Genomic DNA, 24,364 nt, shown 5'->3' with positions numbered 1-24,364 from the left:
TCGAGGAGTCCTCCCGGCCGCGCGTGGCCGCGGCGGGATCGGGTCTCGGCAGTCGTTGGAAGGTCTGCTCGATCCCATGGTCCGAGCGGCCGGTCGGATCTGAGCGGCTCAGTCGGATCGAGGTTCGGCGCTGAGGCGTTCCGCGACCATCCCGGCCACCGCGTGCATGCCTGCGAGGTTCGGGTGGTACGCGGCGCCGCCGCGCAACGTCAGATGGAACCGGCGCGTCCACGGGTGCGCCGACCACGCATGGTGCTCCGCCGACGCCGACGACACATCGACGAACTCCGTACCGGTCGCCCGTGCCGCAGTCCGCATCACATCGGTGAGCCGCTGAGCGATCCCTCGTCCCCACTCGGCGACTGGTGCGGGCAGTACTCCCGTGTCCGTATCGCGGGGCGGTAGGAGGGTGAGGTAGCCGACCGTCAAGATCCTGGCGTCCGGCGCGGTCGTGCGGACGTCTGCGAGCAGCCCGACGAGCTCGGCTTTCAGATCGGCGAACCGTCGGTCGCTCTCGGTCTGGCTCGTGAACTCCCGGACGCGAGAGGGCGTCCGAAGGAGTTCGGCGAGCGGGGAGGGGAGGCTCGAAAGCGTCAGCGCGGGGAGATATCCGACGTCGTTGCCGCCGCCGGTGATCGTGACCACCGCGGTGTCCGGCGTGACCGCCGTCTGCTGAGCCGGCCGGCCGGCCGGGCCGCCGTGGCGCAGCTGCGCGACCGTCGCTCCGGAGAACGTGACGTCCGTGAGGTCCATCCCGAGGCTCCGGGCGACGAGGTGCGCATAGTTGGTCGCTGAGCGGCCCGCGGCGACAGGGCTGCCCATCACCCGCGGACGCAGCCCCGGTCCGGCGCCGTAAGAGCTGCCGAGAGCGACGAAGCGTCGTCCTTCGAGGTTCATCGGCCAATCACCACCAGCAGCACGTAGGCCACGGACGCGGACAGCAGCCCGAGGGCCACGAGTACGGCGACCCAGGCCGCGCGACGCCACGCTCGCGCACTCATCGCGTCACCTGCGCGAGGAACGCGAGCGTGGCAGTGAGAGCGGAGCGCGCCTGCGGTGTGCTGAAGTCGAACTGGTATTCATGGCCCAGGCCAGTCCCCTTCGGCCAGAACAGTGTGGTGGTGGGCACGGCCCTCCCCCGCAGAGCTGCAGCGAGCTCGGTCGCCTGCGTCCGGAACGGGTCCGCGTCGCCGACCGACACGAATGTCGGCGGATAAGCGGAGGTCGCCTTCGTCGCGGAGGAGAGCTCGGCCGCTCGCGGGTCCTGCAGCCAGTCCCGATGACCGGTATAGGCCCAGAGGTAGGTGCGGAGACCGGGGAAACCGGTCTTGCCCACGGTCTGCATGTCGTACAGACCGCAGAACAGCACGACTCCGCGCAGCCGCTCGTTCGCGGCGGGAATGGCGATGCCGATGGCGCTCGCAAGCGCGGGGTCGGATTCCGCGGCGGCAGTCTCGCTCGCGATCTGCGCGCCAGCGGAATCGCCGCCGATCGTGAGCGCCAGCGGATTGCCGTCGAGGCTATCGGCGTGCGCGCGGAGGTAGTCGAGGGCCGCGGCCGCTTGCTGTACCTGCACCGGGTGCTTCGCGGTCGGCGCGAGCGTGTAGTCGAGGTTCCCGACGACGAAGCCGGCTGATGCCAGGAGGATCGCGTAGTCGGCGACGGTTGCCGACGAGCTCGACACGAACCCGCCGCCGTGCACCCAGAGGATCATCGGACGGCGAACAGCGGACGGGCTCGCAGGTTCGTAGAGATCGAGGTGCGCCCCGGAGGCACCGAGGGTGACGCGGTGCATCGGCGCCACGGCTCTTCGGTCGGTGGCGAAACCGGCGGGCGGTGTGACGAGCGGGTTCGCCTCGAACACCGACTTGATGATCGCCGCCCCTGGCTGCAGCGAGACCTGGTAGACGCCAGCACCGGTCAGTGCTCCGACGGCGATCGCCACGAGAACGACTAACGCGCGACGGAGGCCTCGCGAGCCCCCGAGATGCTCGCGGCCGAAGGCGGACCCGTAGTCCTCGCCGGGGAGCGCGGCGTCGTAGTCGTTCATCCGCGATCTCCTTCACGAGGTGCGAGTGATCCGAGCCATCGCAGTGACGGCTTCGGCCGTCTGATGAAGCCCGGTTGGTCGACGGCCACGAGGCCGAACGTGGGCGCCCACGTGCCCCACTCCCAGCTGTCGAGCAGGCTCCAATGGAGGTATCCGCGGACGTCGACGCCGTCGTCCATCGCGGCACGAAGCGAAAGCAGCGCGGTTCGGGTGAAAGCGATGCGACGCTCGTCGTCGGCGACAGCGACGCCGTTCTCCGTGACGATGATGGGCACCTCGGGCAGCACGCGCGCTACGCGACGGACGGCTCCGCCGAGCGCGTCCGGCAGGTATTGCCAACTCGTCAGTGTCGGATCGGGACGCTCGGGTGCCATCGGCCGGCCGTCGACACCGATCGTCCCTCCCGTGTAGGTCTGCACGCCGATGAAGTCATCGCCACCGGCAGCGCGGAGGAACACCTGGTCCCGGACCTCGCTGTAGGCGTTCGTAGCGCATTCAGCGCCGGGCGCCGGGCGATAGTCCTGGACCGACACTCCCCAGCCGACGCTAATACCCGGATGTCGATCCCGAATCCGCGCTACGGCGGCGTGATGCGTGTCGATCAGGGTCGTCGCCCATGCCTCATCCGGCACAGGAAGGCCGCTGCTCAGTGCTCCTATGCCTGCGACGATTTTGGGGAACGTGGCGAGGATGTTCGGCTCGTTGCTCGTCATCACGCTCAGGACTCCCTCGTCGATGATCGGAGCGATCGCGTCGACGTAGCGGAGGAAGCGCGCCGTCGCGTCAGGACGAGTCCAACTGCCGGAAGCTGCGAACCACAGCGGCGCCGTGAAGTGGTGGAGGGTCAGCATCGGTCGGAGCCCGCGATCGAGGGCCCCGGAGACGATCCGTCGGTAGTGGTCGACCGCGGCCGACGAGGTATGACCGTCCGAGGGTTCGATCCGAGCCCACTCGACGCCGAACCGGTAATCCCTGAATCCGGCGCCCGCTGCCAGGTCGAGGTCCTCCGGCCAGCGGTGGTAGCTGTCGATCGCGTCACCCGAACGCTCCGGCACCGTCGTATCAGGCTGGTTCTCTCGGTACCACCAGTCACTCGCGAGATTGTTGCCCTCGGACTGGTGCGCTCCGACGGACACTCCCCAGAGGAAGCCGGGAGGAAACGTCAGATGCGTCAGTGTGTCGCTCATCGAACATCACTCCCTCCGGCCGCACGCTTGCGCACGGAGTCATTCGACCCCGTGCGCCAGCGCCGTGCGTGTCCCTAGGGGGACCTCCTTCTGCGAAGCATTCGGTGCCCGCAGAGAGCCAAGCCGGCCTCACGGCCCGGTACGCACCGGATCTGTTGACGGCGTCGACCAGCGATGCCCGCTGTGCCTTAGCGCAGGTCAGAGGCATTGCAAGAGTCGAGTGGCGGGAAAAGCGATTCGGCGTCTGTTGACACGAACCCGCGGGCGCGTGACCTGCAGCTTCGCCAACGCTCGTCTTCGCGACCGAAACAATTTGGAGTCGTTTCGTTGACATGGTCAACGGGAGGCGCTGGTAACGCAGGCGGGCCCGGCCCTGTGGACGAGCCGGCGCTGGTGAGCGGCGAAGCAAGTACTGGGTGACCGTCTAGCGCTCGACAGGCTTTAGCGCACGCGACTCGCGACAATCGACCCGTGACCTCACCACTTCCGCCCTGGCCGACCCGACCACCCGCGCACGGCGGCGTGCTGCTGCGCGAGTTCAGGGACGGGGACGCGCACCTGGCCGTCGAACTTGGTCAGGACCCCTACATCCCGTTGATCGGCAGCGTGCCCTCGCACCCCGATGCTCGCGAGGCCCTGGCCTGGATCCACCGCCAGCGCGGTCGGCTCGCTGAGGGCAAGGGACTGTCCTTCGCTATCGCCGACGCTCAGACGGATGTCGCACTCGGTGCCATCGGGCTGTGGTTGCAGGACCTCTCCTCCGGCCGGGCGACGATGGGCTACGCGGTCTCGCCCGCGCACCGCGGCATCGGCGTCGCCAAGAACGCCCTCATCGCGCTCACGGACTTCGCGTGGACGATCGCCGATCTGCACCGGATCGAGCTCTACATCGAGCCGTGGAACCTGGCCTCTGGCCACGTCGCCGAATCGGCCGGCTTCCTGAAGGAAGGCCTGCTCCGGTCGCACCAGCTGATCGGGGACAGCCGGCGAGACATGCTGCTGTACGCGGCCACAAGGTGACGCAGCTGCGTCGGGCACGGGTCTGCGGTCCTCCCAGCCTTCAGTCACCGAGCACGGGAGTGTCGCTGCCGCAACCACAGACATGGGCACTGAGCACGTCCACCTCGCGTCGGTCTCACGACCGGCTGATTCGTCCCTCCGGTTGAGGCAGATGCCCCATGACGTTGTGCGACGCCGGCGGGAATCTAGTGCCCCGAACCGGCGATGGAGGCACTGATGACTCTCTACATGGACGTGCACGAAACCCTCCCGGAGGGCACCACGGCCGCGGACGTGGCCAGCGCGCACGCGCAGGACCTGCTGGTCCAGGCGAAGTACGCCGTGACCTACCGCAGCTACTGGGTTGACGAAGCCAACGGCAGGGCCTGGTGCCTCGTCGAGGCGCCGGATGCCGAGTCGGCGGCGGCTGTTCACCGGGAGGCCCACGGGTTGGTCGCTGACCGGCTGTTCCCCGTGGTGGAGGGGCAGTGATGTCCGCCAGCACGCCGCGGGCCGTCGCCGAGGACGCGGAGGCGGCCCCGTGGCTCCCGGCAGGTGACGGCGAGTGGATCAGCGGCTACGGCGTGATGGGTCTGTCCTTCGCCTCGGGCGACTACCTGGTGCTGCGCTGCATGACAGCCGCCAGCTTCGGCGCCGGCTACCGCGCGTTGTGGCACCGGAGTCCCGAGGGCGACTGGACCGTGTACTCGACGGCCGATCCCGAGCACAGCTGCGAACGCTACATCGGCGCGGCGTGCAGCCATCCGTCGGTGCGCGCCGACATCGCCGTGGAGTGGCTCGACGACGTGACGTTCCACGTGCGCGTCGGTGACACCCTGGAGTGGACGGTGGCCCTCGGACGCAGCGTCGTCACCCGGATGATGACGACGATGGGCCGGGCGATGCCGTTGGCGATGTGGACCAGCTCGGCCGTTCTCGCGCTCCTGGGCCCGATGGCAGGCCTGATGCTTGGCGTGGGCAAGGTGCGCCTCGCCGGCGAGATGCCGAACCGGCAGCGCTTCACGGCGGCACCGGTGCGCATCTGGGCGATCCGGGACAGCCGGGCAACGTTCGCCGGTCAAGACCTCGGCACTCCGCTCCCCCTGCGCGCGCAGGCGCGCATCGGCGGCTTCTGGCTGCCTCAGCACGGCATCTTCATGTACGGCTTCGGTCAGTTCGACGCCTTCGACGCTGCACGACACGTCTCGGCGGCCGAACGTCAGCGCGAACTGCTCGACTCGGCCGCGTGAGCGCTCGGCCAGGGTGGACGATGAGAGCGTGTCTGGTCCCGAGGGCGCGGGCGCGACCCGCCTGACCGAGCTGCTCGCCGCACTGTCGATCGCGATCGACCTGGGGCTGGGACAGCCGGCTGAGCACGTGCTTCGGTCGGCGGTCATCGCCACCAGGCTCGCCGACAGGCTCGGGCTGACCCGCACACAACGGGACACGACGTTCCACACCACGCTCGTCATGTGGATCGGCTGCCACGCCGACTCGCACGAGTACGTCCGATGGTTCGGTGACGACATCGCCGTCAAACAAGCGGCGTACCTGGTCGACTGGGCTGGCCTGCCGTACATGCGGTTCCTGATGGGCAACGTCGCCCGCGGCGCGCCGCTGCCGCAACGGATCAAGGTGATCGGGCAGCTGATGCGCGGCCCCAGAGGGCAGCTGGGTGAGCTGGTGCATTCGCACTGCGCCTCTGCGTCGCTGCTTGCCGCCGAGATCGGGCTGTCGCCGCGCGTCCAGGCCGTGCTGGCCGCGACGTTCGAGCGGTACGACGGGACGGGCGCCCCGCACGCCCTGGCGGGCGACCACCTGCCGATCGAGATGCGGGTGGCGCAGCTGGCCGATCTCGTCGAGGTGCACGACCGCACCTACGGACCCGGCGGCGCCGAGCACATGGTGCGATCTCGACGTGGAGGCCAGTTCGACCCCGCGGTCGCTGATGCGTTCCTCTCCGATCCGACAGCCCTGCTGGCCGCGCCGGACCTCGGCAGCTATTGGGACGCCGCCCTCGCGGAGGCCCCTGACAAGTCCGCGCTGACGGCTGTCGAGCTGGACCGGATCCTGATCGCGCTCGGCGATTTCGTCGACCTCAAGTGCCCGTTCACTCTCGGCCACTCACGAGCCGTCGCCGACCTCTCCGCGCGCGCCGGCGGGCTACTCGGACTGGACGCCGCCGACCAACTCGCTCTGCGCCGGGCCGGTCACGTGCACGACATCGGCCGGATCGGGGTCTCCAACCGCATATGGGAGAGCGCGGCGAACCTCTCGGCGGAGCAGAGGGAACGCGTCCGCCTGCACCCGTACCTGACCGCGAGGATCCTCGACAGGGTCAGCGGTCTCGGCAATGTCGCACGCATCGCGGCGAACCATCACGAACAGCCAGACGGTGGTGGCTACCCGCGCGCACTGGCCGCCGCGTCACTGCCGGCGCCCGACCGGGTCCTCGCCGCGGCGGTGGCCTACGAATCGGCGCTGGAGCCGCGCCCGTACCGCGCGGCGCAGTCGACCGCCCAGGCCGCGGAGCGACTGCGAAGCCGGGCCTCCGCCGGTGCGCTGGACGACTCCGCGGTCCGCGCGGTGCTCGCTGCGGCGGGGCATCCTCGCGCGAAGCGCACACCGCGCGAGGACCGGCTCACGCCGCGCGAGGTCGAGATCCTCGTACGCGTCTCGCAGGGCGAGTCGAACCGGCGGATCGCCCAGCGGTTCACGCTCTCGGAGAAGACGGTGCGCAACCACGTGGAGCGGATCTACGCCAAGCTCGGTGTGAACAACCGCATCGGGGCCAGCCTGTACGCGCTGGACCATGGGCTCGTCCCGGCGCCACCGCCTGACTGATCGAAGCCGTCCCGCGGCTGTCGCGGTCGTGTCGCCAATCGGCGAGCGATCGGGCGGCCGTCGCGCGCAGCGCAACTCGTCGGCCTGCGGTGCGGATCTTCCGACGGCGGCTCAACCATCGACGCCCCCATCGCTCGCATTTAAGCAGGTCAACGGGTACACATCGCGCACGTGGCGGGAGTCGAAAGCATCTTGGAGTCGTCGGAACATGGTGGTCCGGGGTTGCCATCTGCGCGCATGCTCTCGACCGACTGTGGCAGATCTCCTCGATTCGGGCTCGCTCGTTGACAGAGTCAACGCGGCCCTCAGCCGCCCGTTTGGACCTGCCGAAGATGCTTTCGAATACATGACATTCATCGACCGCCAGGAACGAGGGCGCCGGCGACGGGTGCCGGCCCCCGACCAGTCCCCCATCTCCGCCTCGAGCCAGACCGGCCTGACACAAGGCCGCACACTCCTCGTCGTGGCGCTGCCGCAGCGAGCTCGTCGGCCCACGTATGGAACTGCCAGAGCCGAGTCTGGTCGTCGTCGGAGCAGGCCGCACTCCCAAGCCGACGTACAGCCAGGCTCGGAAGCCTGGGTCTGCATGGCGACGTGACACCCGACCTGTGGTGCTGCGAGGCAACGCTGGGCGCGTCGCAGCCGGGCCGGACGAGACGACCCGACTGCGACGCGGACGAGCTCAGGACGGGCTCAGCTGCGGGTCCACTGCTGATTGGTTCCGCCGGTGCAGGCCCATAGCTGGATCTTGGTGCCGTTGGCGGTGCCGAGGGCGCTGACGTCGAGGCACAGTCCGGACTGGACGCCGGTGATCGTGCCGTTCGCGTTGACGTTCCACTGCTGGTTGGTCTGGCCGCTGCAGTCCCAGATGATCGCGGCGGTGCCGTTGCTGGTGCCCTGGTTGTTCGCGTCGAGGCACTTGTTGCCGTACACCACTAGCTCCTTGCTCGCGGTGTAGGTCCAGCTCTGGTTCGTCCCGCCGTGGCAGTCCCACAGTGCGGTCTGAGTGCCGTTGCTGGTGCTGGCGGCCGGCACATCCATGCAGCGCCCGGACGCGACCCCGACGACCTGCGTGGCGGCGCCCTGCGTCCCGCACCCAGGTGCGTTGAGCGACGTGCGGTACTGCGCGGGCACGCCGGCGTTGCAGATGATCGTCTGCGCCGCCGCCGGCCAGGTCGAACCCGTCACGGGGTGGTCGTTCGTGATGCGGTTGTTCGTTCCCGCGGAGAAGTCCCCCTGCACGGCCCCACCCATGTGCCAGGTGTTGTCGACCGTGTTGTCCTTCGTGTTGCGCGTCCCGCCCGTGTTGGCGAAGACCCAGGGGCTGGAGTTGCGGATCACGTTGTTCGTCGCCGTGATGTAGCGCGATCCTTCGTCCAGGTACAGCCCGACCGTGTTCCGCAGGTTGTACATGTAGTTCTCGCGGATCACCGTGCCCGGCGACGCGGAGAGCGAGTAGATGCCGCCACCGTCGCTGAAGATCTGCTTGGTGTCGTGCACCAGGTTGTTCGCCACGAGGTTGTTCCGGAACGTCGTCGGGGTCGAGTACTTGGGGTTGTACTGGTAGTACCCGCGGTCGACGTAGTCCTGGGCTCCGCCGGCGTCGTTCGTGCCCCAGCCGAACCCGATGTCGATCGCGTCGTACGGCAGGCCGAACACCTCGTTCTGCAGGATGCGAGCAGAGTCGACGTAGGTCGACAGGATGCCGGAGTTCTCCCGGTAGCTGAAGGAGGTCTTCGTGACGGTGTTGCCCTGGATGAGCACGTCCGAGTTGGTCATGGCCGGGATGCTGGGGTGGTGGGCGTCGGCCCGGACGCCGCCCGCGACGACCGCTCCTCCCCCCAGCTGGGTGAACACGTTCCCGACGACGTCGATGTTGGACGCGCCCAGACCCACGCCGCTCGCGTTCGCGTTGGCGTCGTTGCCGATCCCGAGCGCGGTCTGACCGAGGTTCACGAACGTGTTGCGGATGAACGAGATCCCCGTTGCCGCAGAGACCTGGACGGCCGCCGGCGACTGGTTCCACGTGGTCCGGGCCCGCTCGAAGGCGGCGCAGCCCTGGCTGCAGCTCGTGATGGCGTTGGAGGGGTAGTACGAGTAGGACCCGGCGAGGTATGCCCCGGTCTGCTGCACGGCGTAGCCATTCGGTCCCGAGGGCGCCAACCAGCTGGTTCCCGAGAACTGGAGGCCCTCGAAGCTGAGGTTGCGCACCGGGGCGGTGTAGCTGCCGCTGATGTCGATGAGCCTCTCGAGGCGCGGCAGCTGCACATCCAGCGACGACGGGTTCACGCCGTTCGCCGGCTTGAGATGCAGACGTCCGGCCGAGGGATCGATGTACCAGTGGCCCGCCTGGGAGATGAACGAGAGAGAGTTCTCGATGCTCAGCCCGTGTCCGCCGAAGATCGGCGCCTGCATGGTGTCGTACCCCCAGAGGTTGTTGTTCCACGCGGGCTGCGTCATCGTCGCCGTGTTGCCGACGATGGTCGAGACCGGCGAGTAGCGGTCGGTGAAGTGCCCGATGGAGCGCAGCTCAAGTCGGTTCTTCTGTGGCAGACCCGCAAGGTAGTTGAGCGCCGGGTTCGAGATGGAGAATCCGGTGGCGGTCATCTGGATGTCGCTGCGGGCGATGGTCACCGACGCGCGCGGCGACGGGACACCGTTGACGAAGAGATCCCGGGTGTCGACCCCGACGGGCGTCGAGGCGACCCAGATGTTCTTCGCCGAGTCGTACGAGCTCCACCCGGTCACGGGCGTCGAGCCCGTCAGGACGGGCGTCGCGCCCGGGGCGGCCGTCCAGCGCACCGTCGTCGTGGTGCGCCCACCGTCGGCGGCGGTGAAGCTCAGCGGCGAGGAGAGCTGGTAGCGGCCGCCGCTGAGCACGACCACGACGTCGGTCGGCGACGCTGAGGCCTGGTTCTGCCGGACCGTGGTCTTCACCTGCGAGATCGAGCACGGCGAGCTCGAGGTGCAACCGGTTCCATTGCCGCTGGGCGAGGCGTAGTAGGTGGTGGTGGCGGCGAAGGCGGGAGTCGCGCTCAAGAGCGCCGATCCCGCTACCAGCGTTGCGGCCGCGAGTGCGGCCGCCAGACGCCGAGACGTGCGATTCATCTGAGTCCTCCGAACATCGTTGTTCTGGGGGTGCCGGTGCCGGCTCTGCGCACTCGCACTAGGCGAAGTAAGTCGCACAGATTCGGGACACATACTACATGTGATGTATGGTCTGTCGCTCGTCGGCCGACACCGTCGGTGATCTCAGCCGTCGCGGCCCTGGAGCCAGACATGGCCGTCAAGAGGTGTGGTTACCTACGCTCGACCGCAAGGGGGCGCCCTTCGTGAGTCTGGTTCCCGGGTGCTCGGTGATGGGTCCACCGGCTCGCTTGTCCACCACCGAGCGGGCCGTGGCGCTGCTGAGCATGCGGGACGGCGAAGGTTCCGTGACGTCAGGAACGGTGATCGGTTTGCGCCCCCGCTCACGAGCCGATTTGGCCGTACTCGTAGGGCTGACCAATGGCGATCAGGTGCAAACCCCGGAGACCCGTGCCGGCGTGAACCCGGATGCGCTAGATGCATAGCCGGTGCTTCGGCGTCTAGCGAGACTGGACGGTCGGCGCTCGTCCTTTGGGTATCCAGATTGCCCCTGGACCGAGATGATGGCCGAATGGCAGGCACAACGGGTGCGATGGCATCACCAAACACGCCGGCCCGTCCTCGATCTCGGCGCGCCGTCGTTCTGCTAGTGATTATCTTCGTCGTGACTGCAACGCTCTTCCAGACGGTAAGGGTCTGCGATCAGCAGCTGACGGGCGCCGGCAAAGTCGTCGAGACGTGTCGGCACCTCCAAGCCGCCGATCCGCCCGTCCTGGTTTCGGCGGTCCTTCTGCTGTTGGTTGCCACGCTGCTCTTCGACCTCAACGAGGTGGCCATGCTCGGCGTCTCGATGAAGAGAAACGTGGCTGACGCGAAGGCAGCAGCAGAAAGCGCTCAAGATGCGGCGCTGAGCGCCGAGCGGGCCCTGTCTGGCGCTCAAGAGTCAGCGAAGAGTGCTGCGCTCTCCCTCGAAGGTGCAGAGGCAGCTGGCTTGAGGGTGACCGAAGCGGCCGACGCTGCCAGATCCGCTGAGAACCATGCTCGGGGCGCTGAGGCCAGCGCAGCCAAACTCGAAGAGCTGGTGCGCATCTCCGTAAATCGAGTTCCCGAACGAAAGTCGACTCCGCCAGGAGTCGATGTTGAGCGCGAGGCTCGCAAATTGGCCTCGAAGTACAACGACATTCGTGCCGAGAAACGATCTGGGAGCGAGCGGACCGAAGAGATGACGGGTGTCGTTAGCGAGATGATCTCCCTCTTCGCGGCAAACCGAAACTCGCAGGCACTTGATGCCGCGGCGTGGCTCGGTGACCAAGATCGCGGCATCCGGCTCGCAAGCTACGTCTTTCTCCACACCCTTCCGGACGTGGCCCTCATCGACCCTCTCGCGCACTCCGCCCTTCGACGGGACAACCGACCCTTCGACCAGTACTGGGCCCTTCGTGCGTTACGCCGACATGCAGAGATCGCTGGAAACCTAAACCACAACGATCGAAGGGCCCTCCAAGGCCTGCTCGACAGCGTCGGCCCGGCGACCGACCGAGGGCACGAGATCGGCGAGATCCTGCGCCTAACAGCCGATGGACACTCGCGGGAGCAGTCATAGTTGAGGAGGGTGGCAGGAATCGAAGACGATTCGGCGTCCGTTGACACGAACCCGCGGGCGCCTGATCTGCAGCTTCGCCCACGCCCGTTCGACGCTATCCTCAGATCAGGACCCGCTTCGTTGACATGGTCAACGGGAGCTCATCAATTGCGCATGCCCGGCCGAGCCCGCCTATTCGGCCGGATCTCGTGGAGGCTCACCACCGATCAAGCGCACCCGACTACAGATCGAGCGAGCCCCTCGTCGATGCCGCAGCTGCCGCTCGCCAGCTTGTCCACGGCGCGGCTTTCGCGGCGGCTGGCCGGCCTGTCAACGACGCCTGAAGGTGAACCCCTTCGCGACGGGCGGGTTCAGCACCAGGGGGTCAGCTTTCGCCCGGCGTCGACATGCCCTGCCCTATGGACAGGGCACCTTGTTCCAGGACGTACTTGTGTCGTCTGCGGTGCCGTAGATGCCGTCGTCGCCAGGGTAGTAAATACATCCGACAGGTTCGGGCTTCTCGTTGCTCGCTGCGACCTGCAGGGCTACGAACCCGATTGTCCCGGCAACGATGATCGACCAAACGAGCCTCTTGTAGAACCGCCGGCCAGCTGCACGTTCTTCGTCACTGAGCGGCGCGAGAGGCCGCGCCGCGGCGCTGGACGCAGGCACCGCTGGCGGGCTCGTCCTGGCTGGGATCGGCTGCGCCTGGGCGGCTCGGTTGTAGTCCCGGACGGGAAAGAGGGATCCGCAGTCGCACTCGTGCATCGGTGGGTGCCCGACGCCAGGCTGATTGCAATGGTGGACGTGCCCAGCGCCTCGGGTGCTCCATTTCACAAAGCATGCTGCGCTGGTCACGAGCATCATCGTCCCGCGGCGCCCCCTCTCGCGGGGTCACTGTCGCGGGTGAACACCGGTAGATGCCATCGTCACGCGGTACGTCCTTTGAACTCGCGGAGAGAAGCAGGTGCCGTCCTCAGCACCCTCGATGCGCGCACCTTCAGCCTGGGAGCTGCTGGTAGTTCGCTGACAGTTCGCGCTTGGCGCCAGGGGGGTTCCATTCCCGTGGCCCTGCGTCGATCGCAGGTGGTTCTGGTTCACCCCTTGCCGCTGTAGCGTTTGACGCTACATACCTTGTAGCGTGAAACACGACAATGGTCCGTGTAGCGGAAGGGTCGTCTCGTGGGTCCCTCGACATTCGCAGTCGTGCGTGGACGCACGATCCGTCGTCTCCGTGAGGCCGCCAAGCTGACTCAAAAGGAACTCGCCGACAAGGCCGGCTACGGCGCCGGAGGGCGCGTCGCCCTGGCGAAGGTCGAGCACGGGCGCGCCGAGCCGACTGCTGATCGTCTGGCTGGCATCTGCGAGACGCTGAACGTCTCCCAGGATGGCTTGGACCGAGCCGCGGCCGCGTTGCTCTTGGAAGAGTCCCGCCAGCGAGGTGCCAGCTCGTCAACGGTCCCGGACCTGTTCTTGCGAGCCGCTGGCGGTCCCGAGGCAGTCGACAACGTCCACCGGCAGCGGGCTGTCGCCGAGGAAGCCGAGTATCTGCAACGCGAGACACACGCTCGGTTCGAGGTGTCCATGATCGCGTCGGAGAACGCTCGCGACAGGCTCGTAGACCCGTTCATGGAGCTCGCGGCACGGGTACCCGGGCTTAGCTCCCCGGCCGGTCAGCCGCGTCCCCCTGGGCCGGCCCTCACCCTGGACGCGCGAGTGCGGGAGTCGGTCCGCGAGCTTGGTGAGGTCTCCATGAGCATGGCCACCGGCATCAGGGTCGTCCAAGCCTCGCACCAGATCGGCGTAGCGAGCGGCCACGCCGTTTACGGTGCCGTCGGCGCGTACGCGAGAGCTTCGACCGGCGCGGCGATCGCGGGCCTGAACGGCGCCGCGAAGCAGAAAGCCACGTTGGCATGGCTCGGAGGCGGCTCCTTGGCGACCAATGGCCGTGGCATTGCCGGTGGAGAGCTCGTCTTGAAGGGAATCGTCGCTCTTCCAGTGCTGATCGCTACTGGTGGGCTGCTGGTCTTCAAGACGATGCAGCTGCGAGCTCAGGTCAAGGACGACGCCGCCCGACTCACGGAGGCAGAGCGAACTCAGGCTGCACAACGCGACGAGCTTTCGCAGGCGTGGGCATGGGCCGACGAACAGGCCGACATCCTGACCGAGCTCGCCACACAAGGCGCCGGTCTGCTCGAGGACCTCGACCACCGGCTCCCGGGCGCAGAGATCGTCGAGTGGGCGTCCCTTGATTACGCCACCCAGCAGCGTCTGCAGCGGGCGCTAGCACTTGTCTCGGCGGTCTGGGCGATCGACGCGCTGTCGGTCTGGTCGATGATGTCGACGACGGAAGCTGAGCCTGCCCTGGGTGTCAAGGAGACGAACGCCGACTGGATCGCGGCCGTCTTGCAGCACGGCCGCGACCTCACCCAGCCTTAGCAAGCGCGGACCCGCTGTTTGGGCCTACTCGCACGTGTCCGAGGCGACCGTTTCGAACGCTGCAACGCAACCATGCCACTCGCCACTGACACCAACGGGGCGGCGGATGGGACGCCGACCCCTACTGCGCGGCTTCGACTGGTCCGCAGATCACCAGTGACGGTGAGCAGAAGGCAACGAACGCCTGCGCGCGCTCGTGGCCCGACCGGTCCGTCTGCGCTTCCTCGAACAGGGTCCGTACGGGGCCGGCCCAATACCCCTCGTTCGTGACACCTTGGTAGACCAGGCCGTGGGTTCGCCGCACACGGCGACGTAGAAGTCACCGGGCTGGTCGGCCGGTCGCTAGGGAATCGAAGGCGATTCGACGGGTCCCGCCGGCCACCAGCGGGCCGCTGATCTGCACGTCTGCGATCGCCGATCCTCGGCTCCCGACCCGATCCGCGCCGATCCGTTGACATGGTCAACACGATCTCACCCAGAGCTCGATGGTCGGCGGCGAGGCCGACGCACCATCCAGCCTCCGGTCAACGCGTCGGGTATGACCGTGTTCCGGGCAGACTCGCAGCCCGCGCGTCCGAGACGACCATGACGGCAACGGCCGGCGAAGCGCTTGCACCTCCACGCCTGCAAGTGCTGCTCAAGAAACATGACGGGGGCGTCGCGGCGTCACTCGCTGCGATGGGTAGCCTGCGGCCCGGACACCGGCCGACGATCAGGCCGCGGCACCCTGCCAGAACGCATCGGCATACGCGGTGAAGTCCGGGTCGTATCCCGGCATGACGTCCAGAGTGATGTCCGCGGTGTTCGCCACCCCGAAGGCGACGGGCCAGGTCACGGACTGCCCGGGCAAGATCGACGCCGACGGTGCCCCACCCATGGCCACGGCGTTCCCGCTGTCGTACACCTCAGACATCGGTGCGCCGCCGCTGGTGCCTTCGACGTTGAACATCGACGGATCCCACGCATCGGAGGTCCCGTTCGTCACCGTGATCGTGAAGGTGACGAACGACGAGAAGCCCTCGGTGCCGGCGGCGTATTCCGTCGGGGCGAAACCGGTGGGCTGGGCGATCGTGACGGCCAGGCCGTCGGCATAGGTGATGCCCTGCCCCCAGACCTGGACCGACGGTCCGGCGGGCGTTGGGGTCGCGGACTGTTTGGCCGGGGGTGTCTCCAAAGGCTTGTCCGGAGTTTGAACCACGGCGGGTGCCTTCGCCTCATCGTCGACGATAGGGGTCGTCGGGGAACAGGCTGCCAGAGTAAGGACGAGCGCAACAGCGGCGCTGGAGATGGCAGCAACGTGGGTACGGGCATGCATGAGCGTGCTCACTCTCGCGTGGGTGGGCCGTATGGGCCCTGTATTGGCCATCGGTCTTTGCGGGTAGGTGGTTGAGCCCGACACTCGACCTCTCCGCTCACGAGGCCGCATTCACCTTCGCCATAGCGCTCGAGGCGGCCTGCTGGGTGATGGCAGGGTCGACCGGGGTGAAGCCTCCAGCGAGGATGCTGACCGACACGTTCCCGGACGCGACGACAACAACGTCGAGCGTGAGCGTGATCGTCCCCAACATGCCAGCGTCACCACCGATCGCGAGTCGGACTGCCAAAGTGCGGTCGCCGTAGTTCGGCATGTCGAGTGCAGTGATCGTGTACTGCGTCACGGTCCCGTCCGCTGCTGTCGTTGTGTACGACGGGCATGCCGAGAGGGCCGTCGTGAGCGTCTCGAGCGCCGACTGGTTGAGAGTGGACTCCCACGTCTCGATGTTCTCCGCTAGGAACTGGTAGTCGACGGTACTGAATGACGCCTTGCCAGATGCGACGGGTTCCTTGTCGACTGTGTCCCCGCGCATGTTCTCCGTAATGGCCTTGCACTCCGCCGGCGCGTATACGTCCTCAGCGCCATCGGCCGCGTCGGCGCTGTCGTCTTCAGCAGTTGGTGTCGTGGTGTCTTCCGTCCAGCCGCTCGGCATGTCTGCCTGCGTCAGCAGTGCCGCATCGATCTGCGCCTGATTCAAGGTCTTGGCTTCAACGACCGGTGCGGTGCTGGGCTCGCTGGTCGGGGTGACGCTGGAGGTCACCGCCGGGCCGCCCACGGTGTCCGCCTTCTCAGGCGGAGCTGAGCACGCCTCGAGAAGCACGAGAACAACAGCCACGGCGGCAAGGGCGAGGATCGGTTTGCGAGGGTGCATGGCTCCCAGGCTGGCATCTAGCACTGACACGGGGCGATTGTTGACCCTTACGGGGGAACGGCTCTCGTAGGTCTCGGGTGCTTTGCCAGTCTTTGGCCAGGGTGAAAAGTGCCGATGCAACACGACCCGAGGGACCGAATCGCCCGGGACGAACAGGTCGCTAGCACCAACTGCCCGGCCCTTCGGGTCAGGATGAATTGAGGCACGAGTACAGGCGGACCAGGTGGCCCCGTCGCCCAGAGGCGCGCGATCGACCAGCTGGCCGTCGCGGCGTACGAGTTCTGGGCGCGGTCGTTGCCGTCCGGTGCAAAACGTCCGGCGCGTGTGGTGGTCGCAACGAGCTGTGTGGACCGTTTTGACGGTGCCATCCAGTCAAAGGTCTGACGAAGGCGCCCGTTGAGACTTTCCTGGATGGTCCCGAGGTCGGCATCGGTCAATTCGTCTGGGCTGGCGGTATTAACCCATTGTCAGCACAATGACTGGGCACCATTGAGCATCAGGAGGTCGGCCTTCGCCGTCGCGGACCCGAGTTGATGAACGACCCAGCCGGGACCAGCAACTACAGCTCCGACACACTGCAAGTCGTTGAGAAAATCAGCCTCGGCCGCGTCGTTCGGGAAAAACTTAACGAAGCCGTCATATCCGTCAGATGTTCCATTGCACTTGTAGCCGACGGCGTTCGCTGGGGCGGTCCACTCGGCATAGCCCGAGTCTCCGCATGCCGCGAGCAAGACCAGATCAATCGCGGACGGTGTGCTCGCGCTGGTCTCCGGCGCCCCGCTAGGGGCCGAGCCGCACGCGGTGCACGTCACGGCGACAGCGCACAACAGAGCTATCGACCTAGCTCGCGACAGCAACATGTTGGAATCGAAGCACAAGCGACTCGGACGCGGCTTTCCCGCTAAGGGTGAAGTCGATGGGCCCAACTGCCGGCGTCGTGGCCTGTGGGTCCACGGCCGGTTCCATCCGCAGGTACAACGGATGCGACGTGGGATACGGCGAACGGGTCTTCTGAGATCCGAACTCCTCTGTGGGCAGCATGCGAGTCGTCGGCCGCGGACCGCCATTCACGAGCGCCGCACGATCGGCGACAGCAAGCCTCGCAATGAGACGCATCCGAACTCTCTTGGTCGCGCGACGGGCCAAACGCGTGTGCGGCGTCGCCTGCCGGGCCCGAAGTCGCTCCCGTCTGCGGCCCGTCGTCGCGGGCGTCGCCGTCACACTGCCGCCCAGCTGCCATGCGCCGAGCAGTTGCATGAACACGGTGAGCACGATGGGCCCGTCGCTGCACTCCGGGACCGCGCGGCGTGCCGTCTAGCTTGCGCCCGATGCGGACGAGGTGGTCGGTCCCGTCGGGCGACTTCCCGGCACGCCTCGGTCTGTCAGAAGTCCCGACCTCCTGGTCGTAGCGGACCTTTAGCAGTCCCACTCCACGACCGGAGGTCTTCGCCGTCCACGACTTTCGAGCGCAGGCTGTGCCGCCCCGGCCATCAAGCGGGAGCAGGCGATTGCCACCATGGCAATCGAGCTTGCCGGCTCACACGAGCTCGCGAATGCTGTGAACGAGGCGGCGGCAGCGCGCGCCGCATCGAGACTGCCGATCGCGCTCGAAGGTGGCCGTCCAATCACCGGACTGCCGAGTTTGGCCGAGGCGGCCGTTGCAGAGTTCATCGTTCTGGCTGCCGCTGTTCGAGCGATCGACGGCCGTGCGTATGCTCGCGGTACCACCGATCGAGCGGTGGTCGTCGCCGAGGAGGTCACAGGGCTGCTGCTGCGCGGTGACCCACCGCAAAGGTCTCCTCTCCAGGGCACAGGGAAACGCGAGGCCAGGGCGTTGATCGAGCTTCTAGCCGTCCTTCTGCCGAATCCACATTGAACCTCGCGGCGACTCTGCTCAAAGCCTGGATCCGCACACTCCGCTCGTACGACGAGTTGATCGATCTGCTGCCGAACCTCAACGAGCGACTTAGTTACGTCCGAGCGGTCCTGCGGTACCACTTCGGTGCCCGCCGATCCCGGATACCCGCCATACGCCTGCTACGCCCAGTGCTTGGCTGGTTCGGTGACGTACCGCGCGCCGATTGACTCGGCGAGATCTTCGCTGACACCTTCGGCGCCGACGTCCAGGTCAGGCACGAGAACCTCGGTGCAGTGGTCGGATCTCGATCGTCGCCGATAGGGAATGCCGCGCTCGGACGTTCGCTGGCGCGCGGCTCGTCGGCTACCCGGCTGGCGCCGTAGCTCGACAGTCCGATTCGGCATCCACTTGTGACGTTGGACTAGATGTACTCGGCTGGACGGCTACAGTCGCCGCGCACATCGACGGGTTGCTGCATGCGCTGCGGGCAACGGTCCTCATACGGCAACTCAGGTGTCACGACCGAAAATGGGCTGTCCGCTACTCGCCGTTGGCGCGGCGTCGGCGAAGGGCGGCCTGCCCATGCTCGACCCAGCCCGACGGGTCGAACTCGAGGACCTCCGCTGCCGTCGCGGGGTCGCTCGCAGTCAGGTGCTTGTCGTACAGGAACCGCATCACGCGCGGTACATCAGATAGGACCAGCGCCAGCGGGATAGCCACAGCAAGGCTCCCGGAGCATTCGGCTCGGCATGCGTCGCAATAGAGCAGGACACGCCCGGGGGGGCACCCGACTGCTCACTGCCGGTCACCAACCACTCGGCGCGCTCCATACCGCAGCGACTACACGTTAGTTCCCGCGCCGCTGCCGTCACGTCTGCCCGTTGCACGTGGAGCGTTCCTGTGTCATCTGGTGAGGATTTCACGACGCGGCCCGCGAAACAGCGGATGTCGACGTCGAAGGGGCGCTGTGGCGCACTCCGGTTCGCCCTCACCCACCGAGGTTTGCGGTCTCCTCAAGCAGCCACCGCTTCGGCCGCGTCGAGCATCTGGGCAGCGTTCAAGGGATCGTCGCGCGAGCGTGAGGGACGTGCGCGCAGTGGCAGGGTCGGGCGACGTGTCGGCAGCTTCGTCAAGCCCCGCGGTCGCCAGCGACGCCGCCCAGGGGTATGTCGTCGATGAGTCCGTGCTGGTCGCCGACGGCAGTGTCGCGGCGGAGGAACGCGCCGACAGCCGGTGTCGTCTCCGCCGGGAGGGGCATGGCCAGTTGACGGCGTCAACAGACTTCGCCGCCGGTCTGAACGTTTGCGCAGGTCAGAGAGGCAAGATTGGTGGAGGTGGCGGGAATCAAGACGATACGACTCTTGTTGCCACGAGCCGGCGGACGTCTGACCTGCGACTCCGCTGAGAGGCCCCCTCCGACGCGTCCGAAGATCCGGAGCCGTTTCGTTGACGTGGTCGACAGGAGTTCAGTCAATGCGCGCGCGCCGCCGAGCCCGCCCATCCGGCCGAATCCGCCTACCTGAAGGAAGGCCTCCTGCGCGGCAGTGCCGGGTCCGCCCGACCGCACGGCCTACTCAGTCACGCGGAACGAGACCGACTGTCCGTCCGGAATTCCGGCGAGCTGAGCGGCCATCTCCCCGTAGAAGTCGAGGAGTTCGCTGAACGGGACAGGACGACGCGACACGGCCGCAATGTCCTGGCCCTGCCGAGTGAACGGTGGCGGATACAACGACAGACCCAGGCCAGGGGTCAAAGCCTCAACGTCCCGTTCCCAGCCGGGCCAACGCTGCGTGCCGAAGAAGTCGCCCAAGTCGCCGGCAAGAGCGCTGTACACGAAGCCCGAGTGGCCGGTCCCAAGTGCCTCCCACGACAACGTGTCCGGTCCGCAATAGCAGACTTCGCCGGCCGCGACACCCAGGCCACCACCGTCGATCGTGAAGACTCCACCGAGCACGTCGTAGGCCACGACGAGCTGTGGCGGTGCGCCGGCCTGCTCTGCCCGCGGCAGGAGGTTGGCCTCGGCCAGATCCGGCAACTCGCCGCAGCCTCCACCCAGGATGCGCAGCCAACCGTGATCCACTAGGAGGCCGCCGCAATGCGCGGCCAGTGCGCCGAGCGTCGATGCGGTGCTGACCTGGAGCCGGTGGAGGACGATGCCGGCGCGCTCTGCATCGGCGGGAAGCAGGACGACGGACACCTGCGCGGCCTCGATTGCCTCCCGAAGCGCTTGCCAGGCGGGCTGATCGACGTCGTGCAACTGTTCTATCGAACGCGGCACGGCCGACGGCGTCAGCGTCGTTGCCTTCTTGCCCCACCTGGCCACTTGGGCCCCCATCCCGTCGTGCGTCCCCGGGTGATGTGCACGAGCCCGGCTTACACCGTCGCTGGCAACGTATCGTGTCGCAGACCGATCCGACGGACCCTGACGTTTACCTCGATCACGACAACTGCCCGTCTGGGCAACAGATCCCTTTGGAGCACAAGCGGCAGGGCACCAACGGCTTCCGCAATTTGCGGCACTACGTCCGCCTGGCGTAACTGGCCAAGACCGAACTGCGCTGCACTCCCAAGCCCCGGGGGCACAGCGCTGTTCTCACATCGTCAAGCGCTGGTGTCGATCCCTTCGCGCTCGTCGTGGCGGCGTGCTTGTCGCCAAACGGCGCCGCAGAGCCGGCCGGCAAGTCGACTCACAGGCTGCCCGCCATGTTGACGCAGATGTTGACGGCGTCAACCATTTGCAGCTCCGATCCGCGCGTTTGTGCAGGTCAGCGCCCTAAAAGGGGTGGAGGTGGCGGGAATCGAAGGCGCTTCGGCAGGACTCGGCGCACGATGACGAACGTCTGATCTGCACGTCCGCGATCACGGATCTGTCGTTCCAGACCCGAATCGGGCCGACCCCTTGACGTGGTCAACACGTCCCCTCCGGCACCGAAACTGCATGCTCACCCCGACCGGGTCGTGAGCTGCGCCGGTCGTCGCGGGGACCGCTGCCCGGGGAACAACTCTCGGTACTGCCGGGCGTACTGCCGTCGCCCGACGAGCCGGTACAGCAACTGCAGAATGGCGTCACCTCGCGACGGCTAGGTGTCCGGGGAAAGGGGCTTTGCGCGGGCGCTTGTCGAGGTCACTCGGTCCGTGCTCCGCCCGCTCCAACGCCGCGATCCGCTCCGCATCCGAGCTCGTCGTGCCGGGCCGCTGCCCGGCATCGATCTCGGCACGCTGCACCCACCCAAGCAACGTCTCGGGGTTGATCCCCAGCTGCCGGCCGATCCGGGTGCACTCACCCGTGACCGATCCCTCAGCCCGACTGTCCAACACGAGGCGGATCGCCCGCTCCCGGAGCTCGTCCGGGTACTTCCTCGGTGCTGCCATGACTCTCATCCTCCGGGGGGTTGAGAGCCTCCATCAATCCCGGGGCGGTTCATCCCGTTGGTCGGCTTCGGGTGCCCGAGGCTTCGCGCAGTTCCGGCTGGACGCCACGCGGAACGCGCTAGAGCGCTACTCGACCCCTGACCTCGTCAGCGCTCCCTGACGCTGCGATCCCAACGACCTAAAGCGTCTTGAGGAGACGGGTCAGCGCATCACCCCACTCGAGAGTCGACGGGCGCCGCGACGGGGTCCGCATGCCGCCGGCGAATGCCCGCTCGAACAGGTCGAGCACGAACGGCGGCAGGAAGCTCATCGGCAACGCGGAAGGCATCGGCGACACCGGCGAGTTCGGTCCACCGGAGTAGTAACCCAACTTGATGCGCTCCACAGCGCCGGGGCGCTCACCCGCCCCGCTCCACGTGCCGCCCTGGAACGGGTGGGCGCCGTCCATCAGCAAGCTGTAGATGTGCACCGCCAACGCGAAGAAGTCCGACTCAGGTGTCATCACCGGCGTCTTGGTTCGCTGCAGCTCCGGCGCCGTGTACTCCGGGCGGGCCAGCTCGCACGGGTAGATCGTGCTTCCCTTGCGAATCTGCATCGAGTCGCAGTCGACCAAGGAGACCTGGGTGGTCGGCGCGACCAGCACGTTGCGCTCGTTGAAGTCCCCAATGACCGCGCCCGTCAGGTGCGCAGCGCCGACCGCCGCAGACAGGTTCCGGGCGATGTAGACCAGGTGCCTGAAGTTCACATTGCGGACCCACTGCGGCCCCAAGGGCATCGGGTCAGCCCGGTCCGAAGTGTTCGACACCTGGTGAAGCTCGACCGCATCGGACAGGTCAACCTTCGGCATCACGAAACCAACGACCGTGCGACCCTCGAGAAGGACCTCCGACGGCCACGCCAGCACGACGTGCCCGCTCGCGTCTCGCCAACCCGGTGGACGGTTCGCCACCAAGACCGGAACCTTCTCGCGCTTCCGGTTCAGCCGCTCACGCTTCTCGTGCAGATCACGGTCGTTGGCCACCCCAGTGAACGTCGTGTGGAAGATCTTCGCGACCCACTCCGGATGACCCGCGACCTCAGTGATGCGGCCCTCGCCGGCGCTCTTGAGCTCAAGACCGAGGCTGACACGCGGACCGGCGCCCAGTCGGAACTGCTCCACGTGACCTCCCGCCGCTGCCAGCACGCCTGCCTCCCACATCCTGGGCCACAGTAGAGGAGCGCCTGGCACCTGACCGGGCAATTCACCCCCAAAGGGGCAGGCGCAGCCCAGGCGCGGCTGCGTACTGTAGGCACCACTCGCGGGCTTGTAGCGCGGCCCCGACGTCGCGCCCGCCGAGCACGGAAGGTCGGACAGTCTGGATGTGTCCTGACTCCCCGCGGACCCTGTGATGGCCACCTGCACGCGCAACCCGAACCACGTCTACCCCGACCACAACGCGCACTGCCCGTGGTGCCTCCAAACGGCCACGGCGGCCACGCACCAGACCGCGCTGCCACCCATCTCCGCGCCACCAGTGCCGCGGTCCCCGGACCCGGCCCCGGCACCACGACCAGTTCCTCAGTCGTTCACTCAGCGGCCCGCGGCCGCCCAGCCGCCGGCGCCGGTTTCCGGGTCGCTCCTGGTCCCGAAGGCGCCCCCGGACTCACATCGCGCGTTCGCGAACGGCACCTTCATCGTCTGGCTCGCCACCGCACTGACCGTCGTGATCCCTTGGCTCCTGGGCGCCTTCGTCCTGCGGGACTCGTTCGGACGCCCGCACGACGCCCTCGTCAACGACACAACAGCCCGAGCCAACGGGACGTACTTCGGAACCGACTACCTCGCCGGCCTGACCCTCACCACCGCACTCGCAGGCGCGCTGCTGATCGTGTCCGCGATGGCCAACCCCCGACGCCGCATCGGACGCCTGTTCGTCGGCGCCGTACTCGCCGCAGGCGCGATCGCAGGTCTTGCACCCGTAGCTGTCACAACCTGGCACGACGCGGAACTCGCCACAGCACAGGACCTCGCGACCACCACCCACTACGGCGGATGCAGCACTGAAAGCTCCACGTACTTCGCCGGCGAAGCCGGCATCCCGCACAACTGGACCGCCGTCGTCCCCGACACCAGCGGCCGCGGCGGCGGTCTGTTCGACTCGACCCCCTCCGTCTGCGACACGATCGAGGTCTGGGACGGCAACGTCCTTGTCACCTCGATCCCCGCGCCGCAGATTCTCACGAAGAGTCTCACCCTCAACCCAGGAGCAACGCCCGCGGACACGTGGGGAACGTTCCTGACCCCGGGACCGCCGTACGACTGTGGCAGCGAGACGTGCGCCATGCAGTACGTCGTCATCAACGGGTTCCCCCTGACCGGCAACGCTGTCGGATGGACCGCAACTCTCTTCTCCTCGACCGACTCGACCGGCGGCCTCGGGTACGAGTACGTCTACCCGAGCGGCCCTTACCTCATGGCCCTCGAGCATGCCCTGACGGACGCGTCCGTCGTCACCGCGCTGTCCGCGGCGACCGGGCAGGTCGCGTTCCAGGCCAGGTGCCCCGCCGAGGCGCCTCGTGCCGGCCAGTTCTACGTCGACGACCAGGGACCCGTGGTGCTGTGCTTCGTCCCCAACGGTTTCGACAAGGGCGGCAACCCCACCGACCACTACACCGTCAACACCGACGGAACCCTGACGCTGCGGCCCCCAGCACCGTGACTCGAGCCATGAGCCCCCCGAGCGCCGGGACCCCCCGAACTCGTGACACCCCGCGGACCGT

General features: G+C 67.4%; 17 protein-coding genes and 1 pseudogene. 8 read left to right on the top strand and 10 right to left on the bottom strand.

The annotated features are described in order from the left end of the window. Nucleotides 1–108 precede the first annotated feature (108 nt). The 3 genes from AC1DUE_RS07180 to AC1DUE_RS07170 form a co-directional block, all read right to left on the bottom strand. Nucleotides 109–897, bottom strand: coding sequence for an SGNH/GDSL hydrolase family protein (locus tag AC1DUE_RS07180; RefSeq protein WP_477038714.1), 789 nt, complete (start codon nucleotides 895–897; stop codon nucleotides 109–111). A 100-nt stretch (nucleotides 898–997) separates the two neighbouring features. Continuing rightward, on the bottom strand, nucleotides 998–2,050 hold the full coding sequence (locus tag AC1DUE_RS07175; protein ID WP_477038713.1) for an alpha/beta hydrolase: 1,053 nt from the start codon (nucleotides 2,048–2,050) through the stop codon (nucleotides 998–1,000). Continuing rightward, nucleotides 2,047–3,237, bottom strand: a complete 1,191-nt coding sequence (locus AC1DUE_RS07170) for a family 1 glycosylhydrolase (RefSeq protein ID WP_477038712.1) — start codon at nucleotides 3,235–3,237, stop codon at nucleotides 2,047–2,049. The genes AC1DUE_RS07175 and AC1DUE_RS07170 overlap by 4 nt, the downstream gene beginning before the upstream one ends. 522 nt (nucleotides 3,238–3,759) lie before the next feature. Between AC1DUE_RS07170 and AC1DUE_RS07165 the strand changes: the two genes are divergently transcribed. From AC1DUE_RS07165 to AC1DUE_RS07150, 4 genes are all read left to right on the top strand, one after another. Further along, on the top strand, nucleotides 3,760–4,257 hold the full coding sequence (locus AC1DUE_RS07165; protein WP_477038711.1) for a GNAT family N-acetyltransferase: 498 nt from the start codon (nucleotides 3,760–3,762) through the stop codon (nucleotides 4,255–4,257). Nucleotides 4,258–4,473: 216 nt separating this feature from the next. Next, on the top strand, nucleotides 4,474–4,728 hold the full coding sequence (locus AC1DUE_RS07160) for a DUF4242 domain-containing protein (protein WP_477038710.1): 255 nt from the start codon (nucleotides 4,474–4,476) through the stop codon (nucleotides 4,726–4,728). Then, entirely contained in the window at nucleotides 4,728–5,486 is a 759-nt protein-coding gene (locus tag AC1DUE_RS07155; RefSeq protein ID WP_477038709.1) for a hypothetical protein, read from the top strand. Before AC1DUE_RS07160 ends, AC1DUE_RS07155 begins: the two co-directional genes overlap by 1 nt. Nucleotides 5,487–5,514: 28 nt before the next feature. Beyond that, complete coding sequence (locus AC1DUE_RS07150) at nucleotides 5,515–7,080, top strand: HD domain-containing phosphohydrolase (RefSeq protein ID WP_477038708.1); 1,566 nt, start codon at nucleotides 5,515–5,517, stop codon at nucleotides 7,078–7,080. A gap of 693 nt (nucleotides 7,081–7,773) precedes the next feature. On the opposite strand, the gene AC1DUE_RS07145 is transcribed toward AC1DUE_RS07150, so the two are convergent. Continuing rightward, nucleotides 7,774–10,119 carry an RICIN domain-containing protein gene (locus AC1DUE_RS07145; protein WP_477038707.1) on the bottom strand — a complete coding sequence of 782 codons (2,346 nt, stop codon included), beginning with the start codon at nucleotides 10,117–10,119 and terminating at the stop codon, nucleotides 7,774–7,776. A 712-nt stretch (nucleotides 10,120–10,831) separates the two neighbouring features. On the opposite strand from AC1DUE_RS07145, the gene AC1DUE_RS07140 reads away from it, so the two are divergent. Beyond that, on the top strand, nucleotides 10,832–11,770 hold the full coding sequence (locus AC1DUE_RS07140) for a hypothetical protein (protein WP_477038706.1): 939 nt from the start codon (nucleotides 10,832–10,834) through the stop codon (nucleotides 11,768–11,770). A 1,185-nt stretch (nucleotides 11,771–12,955) separates the two neighbouring features. Next, complete coding sequence (locus AC1DUE_RS07135; protein ID WP_477038705.1) at nucleotides 12,956–14,188, top strand: helix-turn-helix domain-containing protein; 1,233 nt, start codon at nucleotides 12,956–12,958, stop codon at nucleotides 14,186–14,188. A 712-nt stretch (nucleotides 14,189–14,900) separates the two neighbouring features. On the opposite strand, the gene AC1DUE_RS07130 is transcribed toward AC1DUE_RS07135, so the two are convergent. After that, nucleotides 14,901–15,515, bottom strand: a complete 615-nt coding sequence (locus AC1DUE_RS07130; RefSeq protein ID WP_477038704.1) for a hypothetical protein — start codon at nucleotides 15,513–15,515, stop codon at nucleotides 14,901–14,903. An 85-nt stretch (nucleotides 15,516–15,600) separates the two neighbouring features. Then, nucleotides 15,601–16,374, bottom strand: a complete 774-nt coding sequence (locus AC1DUE_RS07125; RefSeq protein WP_477038703.1) for a hypothetical protein — start codon at nucleotides 16,372–16,374, stop codon at nucleotides 15,601–15,603. 1,516 nt (nucleotides 16,375–17,890) lie between these two features. On the opposite strand from AC1DUE_RS07125, the gene AC1DUE_RS07120 reads away from it, so the two are divergent. Further along, nucleotides 17,891–18,250: a hypothetical protein gene (locus AC1DUE_RS07120; RefSeq protein ID WP_477038702.1), complete on the top strand. Its 360-nt coding sequence runs from the start codon at nucleotides 17,891–17,893 to the stop codon at nucleotides 18,248–18,250. Between the two features lie 522 nt (nucleotides 18,251–18,772). Here the strand turns inward: AC1DUE_RS07120 and AC1DUE_RS07115 are convergent. From AC1DUE_RS07115 to AC1DUE_RS07100, 4 genes and pseudogenes are all read right to left on the bottom strand, one after another. Next, nucleotides 18,773–18,952 (bottom strand): hypothetical protein, encoded by a 180-nt coding sequence (locus tag AC1DUE_RS07115; RefSeq protein ID WP_477038701.1) that lies wholly within the window; start codon nucleotides 18,950–18,952, stop codon nucleotides 18,773–18,775. An 850-nt stretch (nucleotides 18,953–19,802) separates the two neighbouring features. Then, nucleotides 19,803–20,555: a DUF2625 family protein gene (locus AC1DUE_RS07110; protein ID WP_477038700.1), complete on the bottom strand. Its 753-nt coding sequence runs from the start codon at nucleotides 20,553–20,555 to the stop codon at nucleotides 19,803–19,805. An 821-nt stretch (nucleotides 20,556–21,376) separates the two neighbouring features. Next, nucleotides 21,377–21,604: pseudogene (locus AC1DUE_RS07105) on the bottom strand (transposase); the annotation flags it as partial. A 178-nt stretch (nucleotides 21,605–21,782) separates the two neighbouring features. Next, nucleotides 21,783–22,763, bottom strand: coding sequence for a hypothetical protein (locus AC1DUE_RS07100; RefSeq protein ID WP_477038699.1), 981 nt, complete (start codon nucleotides 22,761–22,763; stop codon nucleotides 21,783–21,785). A 229-nt stretch (nucleotides 22,764–22,992) separates the two neighbouring features. On the opposite strand from AC1DUE_RS07100, the gene AC1DUE_RS07095 reads away from it, so the two are divergent. After that, nucleotides 22,993–24,303 (top strand): hypothetical protein, encoded by a 1,311-nt coding sequence (locus AC1DUE_RS07095; RefSeq protein ID WP_477038698.1) that lies wholly within the window; start codon nucleotides 22,993–22,995, stop codon nucleotides 24,301–24,303. Nucleotides 24,304–24,364: the final 61 nt, after the last annotated feature.

The sequence above is a fragment of the Cellulomonas sp. P4_A2 genome, assembly GCF_056402515.1.
The sequence above is the reverse complement of the archived record's forward strand: the minus strand, read 5'-3'. Positions and strand labels throughout refer to the sequence as shown.

Excerpts from the sequence above, each read along its gene's own strand:
- AC1DUE_RS07180 (WP_477038714.1), bottom strand. The coding sequence starts at position 897 with ATGAACCTCGAAGGACGACGCTTCGTCGCTCTCGGCAGCTCTTACGGC.
- AC1DUE_RS07175 (WP_477038713.1), bottom strand. The coding sequence starts at position 2,050 with ATGAACGACTACGACGCCGCGCTCCCCGGCGAGGACTACGGGTCCGCC.
- AC1DUE_RS07170 (WP_477038712.1), bottom strand. The coding sequence starts at position 3,237 with ATGAGCGACACACTGACGCATCTGACGTTTCCTCCCGGCTTCCTCTGG.
- AC1DUE_RS07160 (WP_477038710.1), top strand. The coding sequence starts at position 4,474 with ATGACTCTCTACATGGACGTGCACGAAACCCTCCCGGAGGGCACCACG.
- AC1DUE_RS07155 (WP_477038709.1), top strand. The coding sequence starts at position 4,728 with ATGTCCGCCAGCACGCCGCGGGCCGTCGCCGAGGACGCGGAGGCGGCC.
- AC1DUE_RS07125 (WP_477038703.1), bottom strand. The coding sequence starts at position 16,374 with ATGCACCCTCGCAAACCGATCCTCGCCCTTGCCGCCGTGGCTGTTGTT.
- AC1DUE_RS07120 (WP_477038702.1), top strand. The coding sequence starts at position 17,891 with ATGGCAATCGAGCTTGCCGGCTCACACGAGCTCGCGAATGCTGTGAAC.
- AC1DUE_RS07095 (WP_477038698.1), top strand. The coding sequence starts at position 22,993 with ATGGCCACCTGCACGCGCAACCCGAACCACGTCTACCCCGACCACAAC.